We start from the raw sequence: 18,510 nt of genomic DNA on the forward strand, positions 1-18,510 counted from the left end.
CCGTGACCGAGCGGTTCCTGCCGGAACGGCCCGTGCGGCGGCGGGCGGACGGCGCGACGGTGATGAGCGTGTTCCTGCTGGCGCTGCTGATCATCCCGGCCCGGCTGGTGCTGTCGTTCGTGCCCATGACGCTGCCACCCGCGCTGGTGGTGGCGCTGCTGCTCGGCGTGCTGTGGGTGTCCGGGCAGATGGTGGACGACGTCGGCATGGGCAAGGGGCGCAACGTCGTGCGCACGGCCGTGGCGCTGTACCTGGCGTCGCAGCTGGCGACCTACGGCGTGGCGACCCGGCGCTGGTTGCCGACCGACGAGCTGACCGTGGCCGACAGCAGCATCATCCGGATCACGTCGATGATCGCGGTCGCGGTGTTCGTGTGCGACGCCGTGCGCACGAAGGAGCGGCTGGACCGGGTGCTCAAGCTGCTGCTGGGCTGCGCGGCGGTGATCGCGTTCGTCGGGCTGGTGCAGTTCGGGCTCGGGGTGGACCTGGCCTCGTACGTGTCGCTGCCGGGGCTGCGCGTGCAGGACAACGGGTACTCGGCGATGGAGGCGCGGTCGATCTTCCGCCGGCCGACCGGCACCACGAACCACCCCATCGAGTTCGGCCTGGTGTGCGCGATGGCCGTGCCGCTGGGGGTGCACTACGTGTTCAAGGCCCGGGACGACGGCACGCCGCACGTGCGCTGGTTCGTGTGCCTGGCGCTGGTGGGGCTGGGGGCGTTGCTGTCGTTGTCGCGGACGGCGCTGCTGTGCATGGCGGTCGGCGCGGTGATCATGATCATCACGTTGCCGAGGCCGCGCAAGATCGCCACGGCGGTGGTGGGCGGCGGGTCGTTCCTCGGCGCGACGCTGGTGGTGCCGGGGCTGTTCGGGACGTTGCGCGGGATGTTCTCCAACATCGAGGACGACCCGAGCGTGAAGGCGCGCACGGCGGACTACGAGGCGGCGTGGGAGCAGATCGACCTGAACCCGTTGCTGGGGCGCGGGTTCGGCACGTACCTGCCGACGAAGTACACGATCCTGGACAACCAGTTCCTGCTGACGTTGATCGAGAACGGCTACCTGGGGCTGTTCGCGTTGATCGGGATGTTCCTGGCGGCGGCGTTCGCGGCGGTCCGGGTGCGGATGATCAGCGAGGACGAGCAGCTGCGGAGCCTGGCGAGCGCGCTGGTGGCGGCCGTGGTGTCGGGTGGGATCGCGTCGGTGACGTTCGACCTGCTCGGCTTCGGCGTGGCGACGGGGCTGGTGTTCACCATGATCGGCGCGACGGGGGCGTTGCTGCGGGTGGCCAAGGAGCAGCGGCGGCGTGCGGCGGCGGAGCCGGCGACCACGGAGGCGTGAAGGCGCAGGTCAGAGGTCGACGCGTTCGCCCATGACGCCGCATGTGCAGTCCGACCGGCTCGAAGTGGACCCGCCACGAGGTCGTGTCCACCTGTCGCCCTGGGTACAACCCGGCCGCGCGCGGGGCTTGTTCGGCCTCCATCGAACACAGGTCCACTGCTTCCCTCCCACGTACGGCTCTTGGCGACTCAGGAGGCGTGGAAACCGCAGATCGCGTGTTCTGAGCGTTGAACTCGGGGGTCCTGAACGTAGGACTCTCGGGACCTGGAGGTAGGACACGCGGGACCTGAGTGTTCGACACGCGCGGGGTGGGGTTAGGGGGTCTGGGTCAGGCCGCGGTCCGTCTTGGTGTGGGTGGAGTGGCAGTCGGGGCAGGTGAGGGTGGGGTCCAGGCGTTGGCCGCACGCGCAGACCCAGCCCTTGTGGGTGGCCGGGTTGCCCGCGACGAACGCGTGCGCCGGGACGTCCTTCGTGATGACGGAGCCGGCGGCGGCGAAGGCGTGCTCGCCGATCTCCACCCCGCAGACGACCACGGTGCCGGCGCCCAGGGTCGCGCCGCGGCGGACCACTGTGGACAGCAGGGCGTCGCCGGTGCGCTTGATCGCCGCACGAGGCCGCAGGTCGTTGGTGAACAGCACGTTCGGGCCGAGGAAGACCTCGTCCTCGCACACCACGCCGTCGAACACGAGGGTGCCGTTCTTCACCGTCACCCGGTCGCCCAGCACCGCGCGACCCTCCACGAACGCGCCGTCGCAGATGTTGCAGTCCCGGCCGACCCGCGCGCCCGGAAGCACGTGCGCGAACGCCCACACGCGCGTGCCGTCGCCCACGTCGGAGCTCTCGCACAGGCCGTTCGGGTGGACGTGGACGCTCATCGCACGGCCTCGGTCAGAGCCGCCACCACACGCTCCTGCTGCGCCACGGTGATCTCCGGGAACAGCGGCAGGGACACGATCTCCCCCGCCACCGCCTCGCTGACCGGGAAGTCACCCGGCACGTGGCCCAGGTGCGCGTAGGCGCCCGTCAGGTGAACCGGCGTCGGGTAGTGGATGCCCGCGCCGATCCCGGCCTCGTGCAACGACGCCAGGACCCGGTCCCGGGACGCCACGCGCACGACGTACAGGTGCCACACCGGCACGTTGCCCGCCAGCACCACCGGCAGCGTCACGCCCGGCACGTCGGCCAGCAGCGACGAGTAGCGGTCGGCCGCCGCACGGCGCAGCGCGTTCCACCCCTCCAGCCGCCGCAGCTTCGCGGAGAGCACCACGGCCTGGAGCGTGTCCAGCCGGCTGTTGAAGCCGATCACCGAGTGCTCGTACTTGCGCGGCGACCCGTGCTCGCGCAGCAGCCGCACCGCCGAAGCCAGCTCGGCCGACGTGGTCAGCACCGCGCCGCCGTCGCCGTACGCGCCGAGGTTCTTGCCCGGGTAGAAGCTGGTCGCCGCGATGTCGCCGAGCCCTCCGACCGGCACGCCGTGCCGCCGCGCGCCCTGCGCCTGCGCCGCGTCCTCCACGATCGGCACGCCCAACGACTTCAGCTCCTCGACCGGCGCGGCCTGCCCGTACAGGTGCACCAGCAGCAACGCCTTGGTGCGCGGCGTCACCGCCTCCGCGACCTGTGAGACGTCGATCAGGCCGGTGTCGGCCACGCAGTCGACGAGCACCGGCGTGGCCCCCGTCCGCGCCACCGCGCCCGCGGTCGCGATGAACGTGTTGGCCGGCAGCACGCACTCGTCGCCCGGCCCGATGTCCAAGGCGCGCAACGCCAGCTCGATCGCGTCGGTGCCGTTGCCGACGCCGACGCAGTGCGGCACCTCCTGGTACGCGGCGAACTCCGCCTCGAACTCGGCGACCTGGCGGCCGCCGACGAAGGAGGTGTTCTTGAGCACGTCCGCCCAGCCGTCGGCTACCTCGTCGGCCACCTGCTCGTGCTGCGCGCGCAGGTCGACCAGCGGGATGTCGATCACGAACCGTTCCCCTCTCGCAGTCGCCGGGCGGGGTTGCCCGCCCAGACCTCACCCGCGGGCACGTCGGCGAGCACCACCGATCCCATGCCCACCACCGCCCCCGCGCCGATCGACACGCCCTCGCGGACCGCACTGCCCTGCCCGAGGTACGCGCCCTCCCCCACCCGCACGGACCCGCCCAGCGACGCGCGGCCGGCGAACGTGACGCCGTCGCCCACCTCGTCGTCGTGCGTGATCAGCACGTGCGGCATGGCCACGACGTGCGCCCCCAAGCGCAACGGCGCCGTCACCACCGCACCGGCCAGCAGGACCGTGCCCGGCCCCACCTCCGCGCCGACGGCCACCGAGGCCGCCGGGTGCACCACGGTCGCCCACCGGTCCTCCGGCAGGCCGAGCCGGGCGACGAGGTCCAACCTGCCGCGCGGCCGGTGCGCGTTGGCCACGCACACCAGCACCGCCGCGTCCGTCGAGCGCACGAGGTCCGTGCCGCCGAGGACGGGCAGGCCGTCGAGGTCCGCGCCGTGCCGGGCCGGGTCGTCGTCCAGCGCGCCGACGGGTTGCCACAGCCGCGGGAGGAGGCGGACGGCCGCGAGGACTTCGCGGGCCAGTCCGCCGCCACCCACCAGCAGCAGCGGTCGGGGTGCGTTCATCCGGGCGTCGCTCATCCGGTGGCGAACACGACGTCGACCCAGTAGTTGCTGCCCGCGTAGGACGACTCCGGGAACCCGGGACCGGCCCGGTAGACGCCGTTGCGGACGCCCTCGGCCGTGGCCGGCGCGCTCAGCGGCGGACTGGTCACGGCGTTGCCCATGAAGTACCCGGTGTCCACGGAGTACCGGCCGTTCGGCGCGGTGTAGGACGCCACGTAGGTGGTCCCGGCGATCACGGTCACCGGCGAGGAGAACGTGAGCGCCTGCCAGCCGGTGGCCGCCTCGTCGGCGAACGTGCCGGTGGCCAGCGGGTTGCCCGCCGCGTCCCACAGCGTGCCGGTGTGCGTGCCGGTGTTGCCCGCGCCCTTGTAGAACTTCACGCCGGTGACCGACCCGCTCACCGACGGCACGAACCGGACGCCGAGCTCGTAGGAGCCGGTGTCGTCGGCCGCCGGCACGGTGGGCACGGTCGCCGCGCTGAACAGCGAGCACGGGCAGTTCCCGGCCGTGGTCGTGGTGAAGGACCAGGTCGTGGGCGAGGCCATCAGGTTGCCGTAGACGTCGGCGACGCGCAGGCTCGCGGTGTAGGTCATGCCGCCGCCCAGCGGCGCGGCCGGCGTCCAGGTCACCTGCTGCTGGTTGGCCGACAGCGACAACGTGCCCGCGATCTTCGCGCCGCCGGAGTCGGCGAGCGCGAACTGGGCCGTGCTGAGGTCCACCGGCTCGTCGAACGCCGCGGTGAGCGGCGACGTGCGGGCCACCTCGCCCGCGCCGTCGAGCGGCGTGCGCCCGTTGACGACCGGTGGTGAGTTGTCGTCGTTGGGCAGGTAGACGACGTCGACCCAGTAGTTGCCGCCCGCGTACGAGTTCGTCGGGTGGCCCGCGCCCGCGCGGTAGACGCCGTTGCCGCCGTCCAGGCCCGCCGGCGCGCTCAACGGCCCGCTGGACACCGAGTAGCCGTCGAAGTACCCGGCGTCGACGGCGTAGTGGCCGGTGGTCGTGGTGTACGACGCCGTGTAGGTCTGGCCCGCCGACACGAACACCGGCGCGGCGAAGGTCAGCGTCTGCCAGCCGGACGCGGTCTCCCCGGTGAACGTGCCCGTGGCCAGTCGTTGACCGCTCGGCGACCACAGCGAGCCGGTGTGCGTGCCGGTGTTGCCCGCGCCCTTGTAGAACTTCACGCCGGTGATCCGGCCGCCCGCGGTCGGGGTGAACCGCACGCCCAGCTCATAAGCGCCGCCGTCATCGGCCGAGGCGACCGTCGGCACGGTCGCCGAGCTGAACAGCGAGCACGGGCAGATCACCACCATGGTGGTGGTGAACGACCACGTCACCGGGTCGGGCATCGGGTTGCCGTTGACGTCGGCGATCAGCACGTTCGCGGTGTACCGGGTGAACGGCATGAGCTTGCCCGACGGCGTCCACGTGACGGTCCGCTGGTCGCCGGACAGCGACAGCGAGCCGGTCAGCTGCGCGCCGCGCCGGTCGGTCAGCCAGATCTGCGCGCTGGCCGGGTCGACCGGCTCGCTGAACGTCACCGTCACCGGGCTGCCGGCGACCACGTCGGTCGCGTCCGGGGCCGGCGTGCGGCCGGTGAGCGTCGGCGGTGTGGTGTCGCCGTTGAGGCCGTTGCGGTAGACGACGTCGACCCAGTAGTTGGTCGCGTTGTAGGTCGAGGTCGGCGCGAAGCCGCCGCTGCCGTAGCGGTACACGCCGTTCGGCCCGTCGACGCCGTCGGCGAGGGCGCGCAGGCCCGCGTAGCTCGCGCCCTTGCCCGCGAAGTCACCGGGGCTGACCGCGTAACGCCCGTTGGGCGCGTGGTAGGACACGATGTAGGTGGTGTTCGCCTGCACGACCACCGGTGAGGCGAACGTCAGCTTCTGCCAGCCGCTCGCGCTCTCGTTGGTGAACGTCCCGGTGGCCAGCAGCAGGCCGGTGGACGACCACAGCGAGCCGGTGTGCGTGCCGGTGTTGCCGGTGCCCTTGAAGAACCGGACGCCCAGCACCTCGCCCTTGCCGTTGAAGCGGACCTTGGTGCCGACCTCGATCGGCGCGGTGTCGTTCGCCGCGTACACGGCGGGCCGGGCGAAGTCGTCCCAGATCGTGCAGGGGCACGTCGCGGGCCGGGTCGCGCCGGTGGTGAACGACCACGTCGACTGCGGCGTCTGGTTGCCCGCCGCGTCCGACACGCGCAGCGCCACCGTGTAGCCCGTGTTCGGGGTCAACGCCTGGCTCGGCGTGAACGTCACGGTCCTGTTCTCGTTCGACAGCGCCGTCGAGCCGGACAGCGCGCCGTTCGGGCCGGTCAGGGTGAACTGGGCGGAACCGGGTGCGATCGCCTCGTCGTAGGTGGCGGAGACGGCGGGGGTGAGCGCGACCGTGCCCTCGCCGCCGACGGGCGTGGTGGACGCGAGCAGCGGCGCGCGCTGGTCGGGTCCGGGGTCCGGCGCCCACACCACGTCCACCCAGTAGTTGCTGCCCCAGTGGGACTGGGTCGGGAAGCCGGTGCCGCCGAACCGGAACAGGCCGTTCGGGCCGTCCTCGCCGTTCTTCGGACCGGTGAGCGGTTCGAGGTAGCGGGGCCGCTGGAAGAAGTACTCCAGGTCGTAGGAGTAGTGGCCGTTGGGCGCGAAGTACGACACGACGTAGGTGACACCAGCCGACACCGGCACGGGCATCGCGAAGGTCAGCGTCTGCCACCCGCTCGCGGTCTCGTCGGTGAACGTGCCGGTGGCGATCGGGTTGCCCGCCTTGTCCCACAACGTGCCGGTGTGCGTGCCGGTGTTGCCCGGTCCCTTGTAGAACCGCACGCCGCGCACGTAGCCGTCGCTGTTCGCCCGCCACTTCACGCCCAGCTCCAACGGCGACGCGTCACCGCTGTCGGGCACGTCGGGGGTGTCGGCGTTGGTCCACAGGCCGCACGGGCAGGTGCGCGGGTTCACGCCGGGCGTGGCCACCACGGGGGTGGACAGGTTCGCCGAGTCGTCCACCGCGCGCACGCGCAGGCTCGCGGGCCCGGACTTGCTCGGGGTGTAGGTGTAGCTCCACGCCGTCTTCCCGGCCTGCCACACCGCCGGGTGCCAGCGGTCGCCGCCGTCGGTGGACACCTCGACGCCGCCGACCTGGCCGCCGACGTCGGACACCGTGCCGGAGAACGTGTACGGCGCGCCGACGGTCGAGATCGGCGGCACGCTGGTGAACGCGACCGTCGGCGCCTGGGTGTCGGTGCTCCTGGTCGCCTGCGTCAGACCGGGCTGCAACGTGGTGGCCTGCACGCCCATGTCGGCCAGGAAGTTGACCGTGGCCTGCTTCATCCGCACGTCGGAGGTCGGCGTGTTGGTGAGGAACGCGTGCTCGTCGTCCACGCCCCACGCCCACTGGACCGTGCCCGCGCCGAACACCAGCGACCCGCTCGGGTGCTTGTAGTAGGTGATGGCGTGGGTCTTGGTGTCCGGGGTGTAGAGGTCGCCGTGGTTCTGCAGCACGTACGGGCCGTCCGGCATGTTCACGGTGGTGCGGGACAGCTGGGCCACGCCCGGCGGCTGGAAGCCGTTGTCCTCCACCGAGTTCCACTCGTAGCCCAGCGTGCCGGGCTGGAACGTGTACGTGGTGTCGGCGGCCATCCACTGGAGGTCCGTGTGCCGCCACAGCCGCATCTTGCCGTAGGCGGCCGGTACCTGGAGCGAGTCCTCGCGGCGGCCGTTGACCGTGAAGATGTTGCCGAGCAGCGCGTTCTCCGGATCGCCACCGTCCTGATCGGGGTAGCGCGGGTCGCGCCAGGTGCCGGTCCAGTCGCTCAGGTGGTCGTTCTGGGTGCCCTTGGTCTCCTTGTAGCAGGCGATGGTCCGCCAGTCGGTCCGGGAGGAGTCGATGCTCTTCTCCCACCGGTGCTTCCAGAAGATCTCGTTGCCGGTGAGGAACGCCAGGTGCACGCCCGCGTCACGGGCGGCCTCCACGTTGTCGCGCTGCTCCTCGGACCAGTACTCGTCGTGGCCGACGGCCATGAACACCTGGTGGTTCTTGATCAGGTGGCCGCGACGGGCCGAATCGGCGTCCGTGGTGTAGCTGACGTCGTACCCGTTGGCCTCCATGAAGCGCAGCATCGGGTACTCGGCGTTGAAGATGAAGTTGTCGTCGCCGTCACCGCCGGTGTACGGGCGGTTGTAGCTGACCTTGTACGCCTGCCCGCCCTGGCCGGGGCCGTCGCCGAAGTACAGGCTGTTGCCGCCGTAGCGGTTGTAGGCCACCCAGGTCGAGTCCGAGGTCTGGAACAGGACCTTCGAGGTGCTGGTGTCGTCGCGGACGACGAACACGATCTCGTTCTCCGCACCGGTGTCGTTGCGGTGCGTGCGCGCGTAATAGATGCCCGAGACCGCGGTGGGCGGCACGTTCCAGCTCAGCGACACCTGCCAGTTGCCGCAGTCGATCAACGCGCTGCCGTCCACGCCCCGCATGCACGGGTCCTGGTTCTGCGCGCTGCCGCGGGTGATCCGCTCCTGGAACCGGGCGCCGACGCCGCCGTAGTAGCCGAGCCGGTAGATGTCGATGTAGTAGGACGACGCGCTGGTGAGCATCTTGAAGTCGACCCGGCCGCCGGGGTTGGCGCTGATGTCGGTGGTGAAGCCGAGGATGCTGTCGTCCCGGTAGGACACCTGCCAGTCGGGCGTGCCCGGCTTGGTGTTCTCGCACGCCACCTTGTTGACCACGGGCACGTCGCACGGCGCGGCGGCGGCTTCGGGGGCGCGGAGCAGACCGACGACCGCGATGGTGGACGCCACGAGGGCGGCCACCACCGCCAAGCGCAGCAGGGTCACCGCGAGAACGGGTCTGGCCCGCTTCCGGTCGGCGGTCATGGGGTTCACCTTTCGAACACAAGCTGTCGTGACGGGTGGTGATCGCGTGCGCACTGCATCGACCAGCGGAGCCTCGTTGCTCCGATCGTCGCTGGAAGCCGGCTTCGCGTTACACCACAACGGAAGGATCCGTACCGCCGAACGCAGGCTGTGCGGGGCGTGCTCTCTAGTGCGACGGGAGCGGCAGCCGCAGCGCCGCTCTGAGCTCCGCCACCACGGTGTCCTGCTGCTCGGCCGTGAGATCGTGGTAGAGCGGGAGGATCAGCGACCTCGCGGTGAACGCCTCGGTCACCGGCAGCTCGACGTGCGGGTGCCCGGCGTAGGCCGGCTCCAGGTGCGCGGCCATGATCCCCCGCCGCGCGGACACGCCCCGTTCGGCCAGGCGCGCCAGCACGTCGTTGCGCGTCACCGCGACTTCCTCGGGGAGCATCACCCAGAACGACTGGTAGTTCGTCGTGCCGTGCTCGGGGTCGCGCACCGGGCGCAGGCCGGGCACGTGGGCGAGCAGCTCGTGGTAGCGGGCCGCCAGCTCGCGCCGGCGACGCACGATCGCGTCCAGTTTGGACAGCTGCACCAGGCCGACGGCGGCCTGGATGTCGGTCATCCGGTAGTTGAACGCGGTCTCCAGGTAGCTCTCCACGACCGCGCCGCCACCGCTGTGCCGCTCGGCGGCGCTCACGCTCATGCCGTGCTCGCGCAAGCGCTTGGCGCGCGCCGCCCACTCGGGGCGGTTCGTGGTGAGCATCCCGCCCTCACCGGTGGTGATCAGCTTGCGCGGGTGGAAGGACCACGCGGCCATCTCGGCGTCCGCGCCGACCGGCACGCCGCGGTAGGTCGAACCGGCGGCGCAGGCGGCGTCTTCCACCACCGTGACGCCGCGCGGTCCGCACAGCGCGCGGATCGCGTCGACGTCCGCGGGCACACCGGCCTGGTGGACCAGGATCACCGCGCGCGTGCGCTCGGTGAGCACCGCCTCCACCGTGGCGGCGGACAGGTTGCCGGTCTCCGGCTCCACGTCCGCGAACACCGGCGTGGCGCCGCAGTAGCGGACCGCGTTGGCCGTGGCGATGAACGACAGCGACGGCACCACGACCTCGTCACCCGGCCGCACGTCGAGCAGGTGCAGCGCGACGTGCAGCGCGGTCGTGCACGACGACACGGCGACGGCGTGCAGGGCGGCGACGCGGCGGGCGAAGGCGTCCTCGAACGCGGCGACCTTCGGACCCTGCGCCACCCAGCCGGACAGCACGGCGGCGGACGCGGCCTCGGCCTCCTCCGCGCCGAGCCACGGCTTCATCACCGGGATCACGGGGACACCTCGGCCATCGCCGACCGCCACCACGACACCAGCCCGCGCAGGCCGTCCACGAGTTCGATGTCGGGCTTCCAGCCGAGGTCGCGGGCGGCGGCGGAGATGTCGGCGAGCCGGCGCGTGACGCCGTTGACCGCGCGCTCCGGGCCGTGCTCCAGCGGCAGGTCGGAGTCCATCGCGACGAGCAGGGCGTGGGCCAGGTCCTTGAGGCTGGTCTCCTGCGCGCTGGCGATGTTGTAGACCTCGTCGGTGACGGCCGCCTTCGCGGCCAGGACGTTCGCGCGGGCGATGTCGTGCACGTGCACGAAGTCCATGGTCTGCGCGCCGTCGCCGAAGATCAGCGGCGGCTTGCCGTCGGCGATGCGCTCCATCCAGCGGATCAGCACCTCGGTGTACTTGCCGTGCGCGTCCATCCGCGGCCCGTAGACGTTGAAGTAGCGCAGCGCGACGTAGTCCAGGCCGTGCATGGCGTGGAAGCTGCGCAGCATGCCCTCGTTGAACGCCTTGGCCGCGCCGTAGAACGTGTCGTTGTTGTACGGGTGGTGCCGTTCGGTGGTCGGGAACTCCTCGGCCAGCCCGTAGACCGACGCCGACGAAGAGGCGACGACCTTCTTCACGCCCGCCGCGGCGGCGGCCTCGATCACCGTGAACGTGCCGTCGACCAGGCACTCCAGCGCGAGCCGCGGTTCCTCGGCGCACTGGGTGATCCGGATCGCGGCGAGGTGGAACACCAGGTCGGTCCCCCGGCTCAGCTCGGCCAGCAGCGCCCGGTCGTTGATGTCGCCCTCGACCACGCTGAGCCGGTCGCCCGCGAGCGCGGCGGCGTCGGCGAGGTTCTCCCGGCGACCGCGGACGAAGTTGTCCAGCACGACCACCTCGGCGGCGCCGGCGGCGAGCAACTGGTCCACCACCGCGGAGCCGATGGTGCCCGCCCCTCCGGTGACGAGGGCCCGTTGGCCGGTGATCGGCTGAGCCGCGTCCGACATGGTGCTTGTTCCTTCCATCTGCTGGATCACGCGGTGACGAGCTGGAGCGCGGTCGGCTGGTCGACGCGCGCGACGGTGACGAACTCCCCGCCCGCGGCGAGGCTGGCGGAGGCGGCTTCGAGGGTGGCCAGCACGCGCAGGCCCGACCAGCCGTCGGTGAGCGGCGGGCGCTTCTCGGTGATCGAGGCGGCGAACTCCGCCATCATCCCGCGCAGCGCCTCCTTCTCCGGCAGCGCGGGCGCCACGGTGTCGCCGCGCCGGTAGGAGATGATCGCCTGGCGGCGGTCCTCGTCGTCCTCGATCCGGTCGGCGCCCCGGTCGTGCACGGACAGCCGCTGCACGGCGTTCAGGTCGTCCCACACGACCGTGCGGCGCGAGCCGCCGACGATCATGGTGCGGATCTTGCTCGGGGACAGCCAGTTCACGTGCACGTGCGCCATCACGCCGTCGGACAGCTCCAGCGTGAGGTGGCCGACGCACGCGCGGCCCGCGCCGATCGGGTCCGAGCCGTGCGCGGCGACCCGCGTCACGCGCACGCCGTCGGGCAGGATCGCGTCGAAGATCGACAGGTCGTGCGGCGCGAGGTCCCAGAACACGTCCACGTCCGGTTGCACCAGGCCCAGGTTGACCCGCACCGAGTCGAGGTACTGCACCGTGCCGATCTCTCCGCCGCGCACGAGCTGCCGCAGGTGCTGGACGGTCGGCGTGTAGACGAAGGTGTGGTCGAGCATCAGCGTGAGGCCCCGGGCCTCGGCCTCGCGGACGAGTTCGAGGCCGTCGGCGTAGTTCGCCGCCAGGGGCTTCTCCACCAGCACGTGCTTGCCCGCGCGCAACGCGGCCAGCGCGACCGGCAGGTGCGTGGCGGCCGGGGTGGCGATGGCGACCGCGTCGACCGCCGGGTCGGCGAGCACGTCGTCCAGCGAGCCGGACACCCGGACGGTGGAGTAGTCGCCCAGCACGCGCCGGGCCCGTTCCACGTCCAGGTCGCACAGGTAGCGCAGCTTCAGGCCGGGGGTGGCCTGTGCGTTGCGCACCAGGTTCGGCCCCCAGTAGCCGGCGCCGATGACGGCGATGCCGATCGGCTGGTCCATCTGGTTCTCCCTCTCATGGCCGCCTCCGCTGGGAGACGTGCGTCGGCGGGTCATCAGTAGGCCCCCTGGCCGCCGAACACGGCCCGGAAGGTCTTCCACAAGATCAACGCGTCCAGTGCGAGCGACCACTCCTCCACGTACCGGAGGTCGAGCCGCACGGACTCCTCCCACGACAGGTCGCTGCGCCCGGAGACCTGCCACAACCCGGTCAGGCCCGGCTTGACCAGCAGCCTGCGGCGCATGTCGGGGCCGTACTTCGCGCTCTCCTCCGGCAGCGGCGGCCGGGGGCCGACCAGCGACATGGCGCCGGTGAGGACGTTGAACAGCTGCGGCAGCTCGTCGATCGAGTAGCGCCGCAGGAACCGGCCGACGGCGGTGACGCGGGGGTCGCGGCGCATCTTGAACAGCACGCCCGCGCCCTCGTTCACCGCTTGCAGCTGGGCGCGCAGCGCGTCGGCGTTGGTGACCATGGTGCGGAACTTCAGGATGGTGAACGGCGTGCCGTCCTTGCCTACGCGGCGCTGCCGGTAGAGCACCGGGCCCCTGGTGTCGACCATGATCGCCACCGCGACCGCCAGGAGCACCGGGCTCAGCAAGGAGATCAGCAGCAACGAGCCGACCTTGTCCACGGCCGTCTTGACCACGCGGCGGAAGCCGGTGAACGACGGCTCGCTCACCCGCAGCAGCGGCATCCCGAGCACTCCGGTGACGTGCAGCCGGGGTCCGGCGAAGTCCATCAGGGCGGGCGCGACGACCATCTCGGTGCCAGTGCCCTCCAGGTCCCAGGCGAGCCGCTGGAGCCGGCGCGGTGTCCAGTAGGCGTCGGCGGTGACCGCGACGATCCGGTAGCCGCCGCGGCGGACCTGCTCGCCGAGGTCGCCGAACCGGCCGACGACCGGCACGCCGTCCAGCTCGAGGCCGATCTCGGCGCGGCCGTCGACCGTGCACACGGCGTCCACGCGCCAGCCGAGGTGGGGCGCGCGACGGGTGCGGCCGATCAGGTCGGCGACGGTGTCGATGTTGCCCGCGGCGAGCACCGGCAGCAGGCAGCGGCCCTCGCCCCGGGCGCGGTGCAGCGGGCGGCGCAGCAGGTAGCGGACCGGGAAGGCGACCAGCGCGACGGCCGGTCCGACCACGAACACCCACAGGCGGGCGCCCGGCAGCCCGGCCGCGAGCGCGCCGAGGCCCAGCGCGACGACGGACCCGAACAGGCCGCGGCCGAGGCGGCGGAACTCCTCCGCGCCCTGGCCGAGCACCATCGGGTTCCAGACGCGGCTGAGGAACAGCGATCCCACGATCACCGCGACGGTGACCGCTTGCAGCCCTAACAGGGACAGCGGGCCGACCGAGGCGTGGCGGGCGGACAGGGCGAAGCCCGCGAGCACGACGACCAGGACGGTGCAGAGGACGTCCGCGGCGATGACGCCGTAGCGGTAGGCGGGTTCCCAACTGCCGACCGTGGGGCTGGTGGTGCGCTGAGCGGTGGGCTCAGCGGTGCGCCGGTCGGCGCCGAGCCCCGCGACCGGTCTGTGTCGCGTTGGCTGGACCTGCTCGCTCATCGTGGTACTCCCCCGGGTGGGCCGGTTCGGACGTTGCACGTTCGCAGGGCATCCCCGACGGACCCGCGTGGTATACGGCAAATGTTCGGCCGGCGATTTTCGCCTCGCCAAACCGTCATTCGTCGCACCGACGGCGCGCGTTACACACGGTGCACGTCGACTGGGCGGTCATTCCGCGGCGCGACAGTCGACGCACACCGAGAAGCGTCATCGAGTGACTTCGGGTCACCGCCCCGTTCGGCGGAAAAGGCTTGCCCGACCGCCGGGACACCTCGGTCCACAGTGGCCGGCGACTGCCCGCGGGCACGCGGAGGCACGTCCATCGGATCTGGGACGGCTTCCGTTACAGCCAGTTTCCGCGCGGGGTCCTGGGCGAGCCGGAATGCGTCCGAAAAAGGACTTGAGGCCCTGCCCGGAGACCGCACCGTGGCGGGCTGCGATCACCCATTCACAGTGCGGTAGCAGCTATTCGGCGCAACGGATCGGGCACTTCGGGCCAGGAACTGTTCGACATTTACCGAAGTCGGTCGTTCGAGGGTGACCACGGCCACTTTTCGGGTGACAATGCTCCGGTGGTCGTCGTGTGGGTGATCGGCGGGCTGCTGGGCGCGTTCCACTGCGCGTGGGCGTGGCGCACCCGGCTGTACCCGCCCGGTCGCCGCGGTGTCGGGCTCGCTGTGGTGGACGCCACGTGGAGCCTGCCGAACACGGCGGCGGGCGCGGCGTTCCTGGCGTACGCGCTCGCGCGCGGCAACCGGGTGGACGTGGCGTTCAGCAGGCACCGGGGCACGCTCGGGCTGCGCGACGGGGTGATCAAGGGCTTCGCCACCACGGTCGGCCCGGTGCAGGCCGGCATCGCGATGGGCGTGGACGACCACGAGGCCGTGCACGTGTTCCAGGCGCGCCTGTTCGGTCCCGCCTACCTGCCGCTGGTCGTGGTGAACTGGATCGTCGCCACCGTCCTGCCCTACTGGCTGCTCTACCACGACCGGGCGAGCGCGCCGATCGACGGCGTGGCCCCCTACTTCCGCCGAGGCGTCTACCCGCACTGCTGGCACGAGGAGTGGGCCTACCGCCGCCAGGGCACCCCACCGCGCTGAACGTCGACCGTCCGACCCCGCCGGCAGCGCCTGCTCCCGGTCGGCGAGTGCGTCCAGCACGGACGTGCCCGGCGCGCACGAGCCTGTTCGGCCCGCCGCGGCGGCTGATCGACCGAGTCGCGGCCGACCGCCGAACGGCCCGCCCGGGTTATCGACCGATCACGGCCCACCGCCGCGCCGCCTGACCGGGGCCTCGGAGCCGGTTGCGGGACTCCGCAAGGGCCCGGGTGCTAGCGACCGGTAACCAAGCGGGCCTTCTCCTCGCCCACGGCGATCACGTCGCCGTGGTGCAGCTGGGCGCCACGGCGGGTCTCCAGGCGGCCGTTCACCGTGACTTCCTCGGATTCGACCAGGTCACGGGCGTGCGCGCCGTTGTCCGCCAAGCCGGCCAGCTTGAGGAACTGACCCAACCTGATCATGTCGTCGGAGATCTCGACCTCGCGGATGCGCATCGTCCCATCATCCTCCAGCGTGCACGTGCGTCCGCACGTGCCGCCGTTAACAAGGTTTGCATGGAGTCGAAACACGCCCGACATCATCCGAACGCGGTTCGGTCTACGGTTCCCGGAATGTGAGCACAGGCAGCTCTGACCCGGAGCCGACCGGCGGCGAGCGCAGACGCCGCCGGTCCCTGCGCGGGAACGTCGGCACGACCGGCGCCCGGTTCGGCTCCCCCGCGTTGCAGCGCAGTCTCGACGAGGAGCCTACGGAACAGCCCAAGCCGCCGCGCCGGCGGAGGTCGTTACGGGGCGAGGTCGGCGCCACGGGCGCGCGGTTCGGCTCGGCCGCGCTCCGGCGCAGCCTCGACGAGCAGCCGGACGACCACCTCGAGCAGACCGCGCCGTTCGACGCCCCGTACGACTACGTCGAGCCGCCGGCCGCCCGGGCGCCGGAGCCCGACCACGAGCCCTGGCCCGACCACGAGCCGGAACCCGCCGCCGAGGAGTTCTCCGGCCCGCTGGTCCGCCCCTACGCGTGGACGGGTGGCCGCACGGCGGCCGACTACGACCTGAGGCTGGAGACGCTGGTCTCGCTGGAGAGGGACGGCATCGCGATCGCCATGCGGGAGAGCACCGCGGAGCAGCGCTCGATCGTGGAGCTGTGCGCCAACTACCCCAGGTCGGTCGCCGAGGTCTCCGCGCTGCTGGCCGTGCCGCTCGGGGTGGCGCGGGTGCTGCTCGGGGACCTCATCTCGATGGGTGTGGTCGCCATGCACGACAACGCCGCCGCGGCCACCGGCGCGGACTTCACGCTCCTGGAACGCGTGCTAGTCGGCCTGCGCAACCTCTAGCCGCAACCGGCCGAAGACCTCGGCCAGCGCGGGCAGCTGGTAGTGCGCGTTGAGCCCGCTGGGGTTCGGCAGCACCCACAGCCTCGAGGACGCGATCGTCTCCTCCTGCGGGCCGATCGCCGCCGCCTTGCGCCCGAACGCCGCCCGGTACGCCGTCACGCCGACCACCGCCACCACCTTCGGCCGGTGCCGCCGCGCCAACGACGTCAGCCGCACACCGCCCGCCCGCAGCTCCTCGGCCGTCAGCTCGTCGGCCCGCGCCGTCGGCCGGGCGACCAGGTTCGTGATGCCCAGCCCGTACCGCGGCAGCTCGTCCTGCTCGGCGGGCGTCAGCAGGCGGGGCGTGAACCCGGACAGGTGCAGCGCGGGCCAGAACCGGTTGCCCGGCCGGGCGAAGTGCTGCCCCTTGGCCGCCGACAGCAGGCCGGGGTTGATGCCGCAGAACAGCACCTCCAACCCCGGCCCGACGATGTCCGGCAGGTGCGGTGGCGTCGGTCGCCCGTTGCTCATCCGCCGCCTTCCGCGCCGCAGCGGCCACCCGGCGCGGTCACCCGACCACCACCGGCGTGCCGTCGACGACCAGCCGCCAGTCGACCCGGTGGAACGCGGCCGGGTCGATCTCGCCGCGCTCGCGCACCCAGTCGATGATCAGCTGCCGGATCTCCAGCTGCCGGTTGTGCAGCACCGGCGCGGTCGCGATGTGCGGGAAGTTGCCGCCGCCGGACTGCCGGTAGTTGTTCACCGCCACCGCGAACGCCTGCTCGGCCGTCACCGCGACGCCGGCGTAGGCCAGCCCGGTGATCCGCTGCCCGACCGGCCGCGCCAGGTCGATGTCGTAGGTCAGCGGCGCGTCGAGGCCGGCCGCCACGTCGTAGAGGTAGTCCGGCGTGCCGCCCGCGTTGGTCAGCGCGTCCGGCTGGTGCGGCCCCGGCGTGCTCACCGCCTTGAAGTAGCCCGCCGACCGCTCCAGGTAGTCCTTGAGCTGCGCGCCGGTGAGCCGCACGCCGAACAGCGTGTTGTCGAAGACGTAGAGCCCCGCCACGTCGCGCACCGACACGTCGCCGGCCGGGATCGCCGCCGCCTTGTTGAACGGCGAGGCCAGCGACAGCACCGGCAGCGCCTCGGTCAGCGACGCCTTCAACGCCGCGCCCTGCACGAGGTTGACGAAGTCGAGCGCGGCGGTGTCCTCGTACCGCGCGGTCGCGGCGGACATCGCCGACCTCGACGTGCCGATCTTGGAGTTGACGTAGGCGACCACCTTGTCGTGGTCGTCACGCAGCCGGCGCACGATCGCCGGGTCCTCGGGCACGGTGTTGGTGTTGAGCACCTGCGAGCGGGACGCCTCGGCGCGCCAGCCCCGTCCCGGCGACCACGCCAGGTCGAACTCCATCAGGCTCAGCCGCTTGCCCCAGAACAGCGGCTCGGTCAGCAGCACCTGCCTGCCGGTGGCCTTGTTGGTGACGAACCGCTGCGCGATCTCGGTGTGCGCGTGGCCGACCAGGATCGCGTCGATGCCCGGCACCTCCTCGGCGACCAGGGCAGAGCAGTTCTCCGGGAACGGCAGCAGGTCGCCCAGCGAGGAGGACAGGTCCGCGCCGGAGTGCGCGGCGACCACCACGAGGTCCGCGCCCGCCGCGCGCACCTTCGGCACCCACTCGCGGGCCTGCTCCAGCACGCCGGGGAAGGTCATCTTCCCGTCCACGTGCGCCTTGTCCCAGATCGCGATGCCGGGGTTGGTCAGGCCGAGGATGCCGACCCGCAGCGGCGCCGCGCCGGTGCGCCACACGGTCTTGACCACGTACGGGCGGAACGCGGGCTCGCCGGTGGCCGAGTCGATCGCGTTCGCGGCCAGGAGCGGGAAGTCCAGCTGCTTCTCGAACGCCCGCAGCAGGGGGATGCCGTAGTTGAACTCGTGGTTGCCGAGCGCGGCGGCGTCGTAGCCGAGCTCGTTCATCGCGGCGGCCATCGGGTGCACCCGGCGGCGGCCGATGGGCTCGACCTTGGCGTAGTAGTAGGCCAGCGGCGTGCCCTGGATGGTGTCGCCCGCGTCGATCAGCAGGGTGCGGTGCGCGCCGCGTTCCTCCCGGACGGCCTTGACCAGCGTGGACAGCTTCGCCAGGCCCACGTCGTTGTGCCCGCTGTCGTCGAACTCGCGGTCGGCGAAGTAGTCCCAGTTGAAGACGTTGCCGTGCAGGTCCGTGGTGCCGAGGACGGTGAGGGTGAACCGCCGCCCACCGGCCCGGTCGTCGGGTGCGGCGTGTGCCGCCGTGCGGAACCCGGCCGCGGCGAGCACGGCCGCGGCGCCGCCCGCGAGCAGGGCGCGGCGGTGCAGGGGAGATCCGGTCATGGGGCGACCGTAGCC

14 protein-coding genes are annotated in these 18,510 nt (G+C 72.0%); 3 read left to right on the plus strand and 11 right to left on the minus strand.

What is annotated here, in order from left to right:
- Positions 1–2 precede the first annotated feature (2 nt).
- The gene (locus AB0H12_RS02850) at positions 3–1,340 is read left to right on the plus strand and encodes an O-antigen ligase family protein (RefSeq protein WP_499620331.1); all 1,338 of its coding nucleotides are present in this window, start codon (positions 3–5) and stop codon (positions 1,338–1,340) included.
- A 314-nt stretch (positions 1,341–1,654) separates the two neighbouring features.
- Here the strand turns inward: AB0H12_RS02850 and AB0H12_RS02855 are convergent, their stop codons facing one another.
- From AB0H12_RS02855 to AB0H12_RS02890, 8 genes are all read right to left on the minus strand, one after another.
- A complete protein-coding gene (locus tag AB0H12_RS02855) occupies positions 1,655–2,215 on the minus strand; it encodes an acyltransferase (protein WP_499620332.1) in 561 nt (186 codons plus the stop codon).
- A complete protein-coding gene (locus AB0H12_RS02860) occupies positions 2,212–3,306 on the minus strand; it encodes a DegT/DnrJ/EryC1/StrS family aminotransferase (protein WP_499620333.1) in 1,095 nt (364 codons plus the stop codon). Before AB0H12_RS02860 ends, AB0H12_RS02855 begins: the two co-directional genes overlap by 4 nt.
- Complete coding sequence (locus tag AB0H12_RS02865; RefSeq protein WP_499620334.1) at positions 3,303–3,956, minus strand: NeuD/PglB/VioB family sugar acetyltransferase; 654 nt, start codon at positions 3,954–3,956, stop codon at positions 3,303–3,305. The genes AB0H12_RS02860 and AB0H12_RS02865 overlap by 4 nt, the downstream gene beginning before the upstream one ends.
- An 11-nt stretch (positions 3,957–3,967) precedes the next feature.
- Positions 3,968–8,809, minus strand: a complete 4,842-nt coding sequence (locus AB0H12_RS02870) for a DUF4082 domain-containing protein (protein ID WP_499620336.1) — start codon at positions 8,807–8,809, stop codon at positions 3,968–3,970.
- Positions 8,810–8,975: 166 nt separating this feature from the next.
- Positions 8,976–10,118: a DegT/DnrJ/EryC1/StrS family aminotransferase gene (locus tag AB0H12_RS02875; RefSeq protein WP_499620338.1), complete on the minus strand. Its 1,143-nt coding sequence runs from the start codon at positions 10,116–10,118 to the stop codon at positions 8,976–8,978.
- A complete protein-coding gene (locus AB0H12_RS02880; protein WP_499620339.1) occupies positions 10,115–11,107 on the minus strand; it encodes an NAD-dependent epimerase/dehydratase family protein in 993 nt (330 codons plus the stop codon). Before AB0H12_RS02880 ends, AB0H12_RS02875 begins: the two co-directional genes overlap by 4 nt.
- Before the next feature lie 26 nt (positions 11,108–11,133).
- On the minus strand, positions 11,134–12,198 hold the full coding sequence (locus AB0H12_RS02885; protein WP_499620341.1) for a Gfo/Idh/MocA family protein: 1,065 nt from the start codon (positions 12,196–12,198) through the stop codon (positions 11,134–11,136).
- 53 nt (positions 12,199–12,251) lie between these two features.
- Positions 12,252–13,757, minus strand: coding sequence for a sugar transferase (locus tag AB0H12_RS02890; protein WP_499620342.1), 1,506 nt, complete (start codon positions 13,755–13,757; stop codon positions 12,252–12,254).
- A 572-nt stretch (positions 13,758–14,329) separates the two neighbouring features.
- On the opposite strand from AB0H12_RS02890, the gene AB0H12_RS02895 reads away from it, so the two are divergent.
- The gene (locus tag AB0H12_RS02895; protein WP_499620343.1) at positions 14,330–14,857 is read left to right on the plus strand and encodes a hypothetical protein; all 528 of its coding nucleotides are present in this window, start codon (positions 14,330–14,332) and stop codon (positions 14,855–14,857) included.
- 230 nt (positions 14,858–15,087) lie between these two features.
- On the opposite strand, the gene AB0H12_RS02900 is transcribed toward AB0H12_RS02895, so the two are convergent.
- Positions 15,088–15,309, minus strand: a complete 222-nt coding sequence (locus tag AB0H12_RS02900; protein ID WP_499620345.1) for an RNA-binding S4 domain-containing protein — start codon at positions 15,307–15,309, stop codon at positions 15,088–15,090.
- Between the two features lie 119 nt (positions 15,310–15,428).
- On the opposite strand from AB0H12_RS02900, the gene AB0H12_RS02905 reads away from it, so the two are divergent.
- The gene (locus AB0H12_RS02905) at positions 15,429–16,148 is read left to right on the plus strand and encodes a DUF742 domain-containing protein (RefSeq protein WP_499620346.1); all 720 of its coding nucleotides are present in this window, start codon (positions 15,429–15,431) and stop codon (positions 16,146–16,148) included.
- Here AB0H12_RS02905 and mug read toward each other — a convergent pair.
- Both mug and AB0H12_RS02915 read right to left on the minus strand, forming a co-directional pair.
- On the minus strand, positions 16,125–16,658 hold the full coding sequence (gene mug / locus AB0H12_RS02910) for a G/U mismatch-specific DNA glycosylase (protein ID WP_499620348.1): 534 nt from the start codon (positions 16,656–16,658) through the stop codon (positions 16,125–16,127). The genes AB0H12_RS02905 and mug overlap by 24 nt on opposite strands.
- Before the next feature lie 37 nt (positions 16,659–16,695).
- On the minus strand, positions 16,696–18,495 hold the full coding sequence (locus tag AB0H12_RS02915; RefSeq protein ID WP_499620350.1) for a bifunctional metallophosphatase/5'-nucleotidase: 1,800 nt from the start codon (positions 18,493–18,495) through the stop codon (positions 16,696–16,698).
- Positions 18,496–18,510: the final 15 nt, after the last annotated feature.

The sequence above is a fragment of the Actinosynnema sp. NPDC023794 genome, from assembly GCF_040639675.1.
In the GTDB taxonomy this organism is placed as follows: domain Bacteria; phylum Actinomycetota; class Actinomycetes; order Mycobacteriales; family Pseudonocardiaceae; genus Actinosynnema; species Actinosynnema luteola.

Excerpts from the sequence above, each read along its gene's own strand:
- AB0H12_RS02855 (WP_499620332.1), bottom strand. The coding sequence starts at position 2,215 with ATGAGCGTCCACGTCCACCCGAACGGCCTGTGCGAGAGCTCCGACGTG.
- AB0H12_RS02865 (WP_499620334.1), bottom strand. The coding sequence starts at position 3,956 with ATGAACGCACCCCGACCGCTGCTGCTGGTGGGTGGCGGCGGACTGGCC.
- AB0H12_RS02870 (WP_499620336.1), bottom strand. The coding sequence starts at position 8,809 with ATGACCGCCGACCGGAAGCGGGCCAGACCCGTTCTCGCGGTGACCCTG.
- AB0H12_RS02880 (WP_499620339.1), bottom strand. The coding sequence starts at position 11,107 with ATGTCGGACGCGGCTCAGCCGATCACCGGCCAACGGGCCCTCGTCACC.
- AB0H12_RS02885 (WP_499620341.1), bottom strand. The coding sequence starts at position 12,198 with ATGGACCAGCCGATCGGCATCGCCGTCATCGGCGCCGGCTACTGGGGG.
- AB0H12_RS02890 (WP_499620342.1), bottom strand. The coding sequence starts at position 13,757 with ATGAGCGAGCAGGTCCAGCCAACGCGACACAGACCGGTCGCGGGGCTC.
- AB0H12_RS02900 (WP_499620345.1), bottom strand. The coding sequence starts at position 15,309 with ATGCGCATCCGCGAGGTCGAGATCTCCGACGACATGATCAGGTTGGGT.
- mug (WP_499620348.1), bottom strand. The coding sequence starts at position 16,658 with ATGAGCAACGGGCGACCGACGCCACCGCACCTGCCGGACATCGTCGGG.
- AB0H12_RS02915 (WP_499620350.1), bottom strand. The coding sequence starts at position 18,495 with ATGACCGGATCTCCCCTGCACCGCCGCGCCCTGCTCGCGGGCGGCGCC.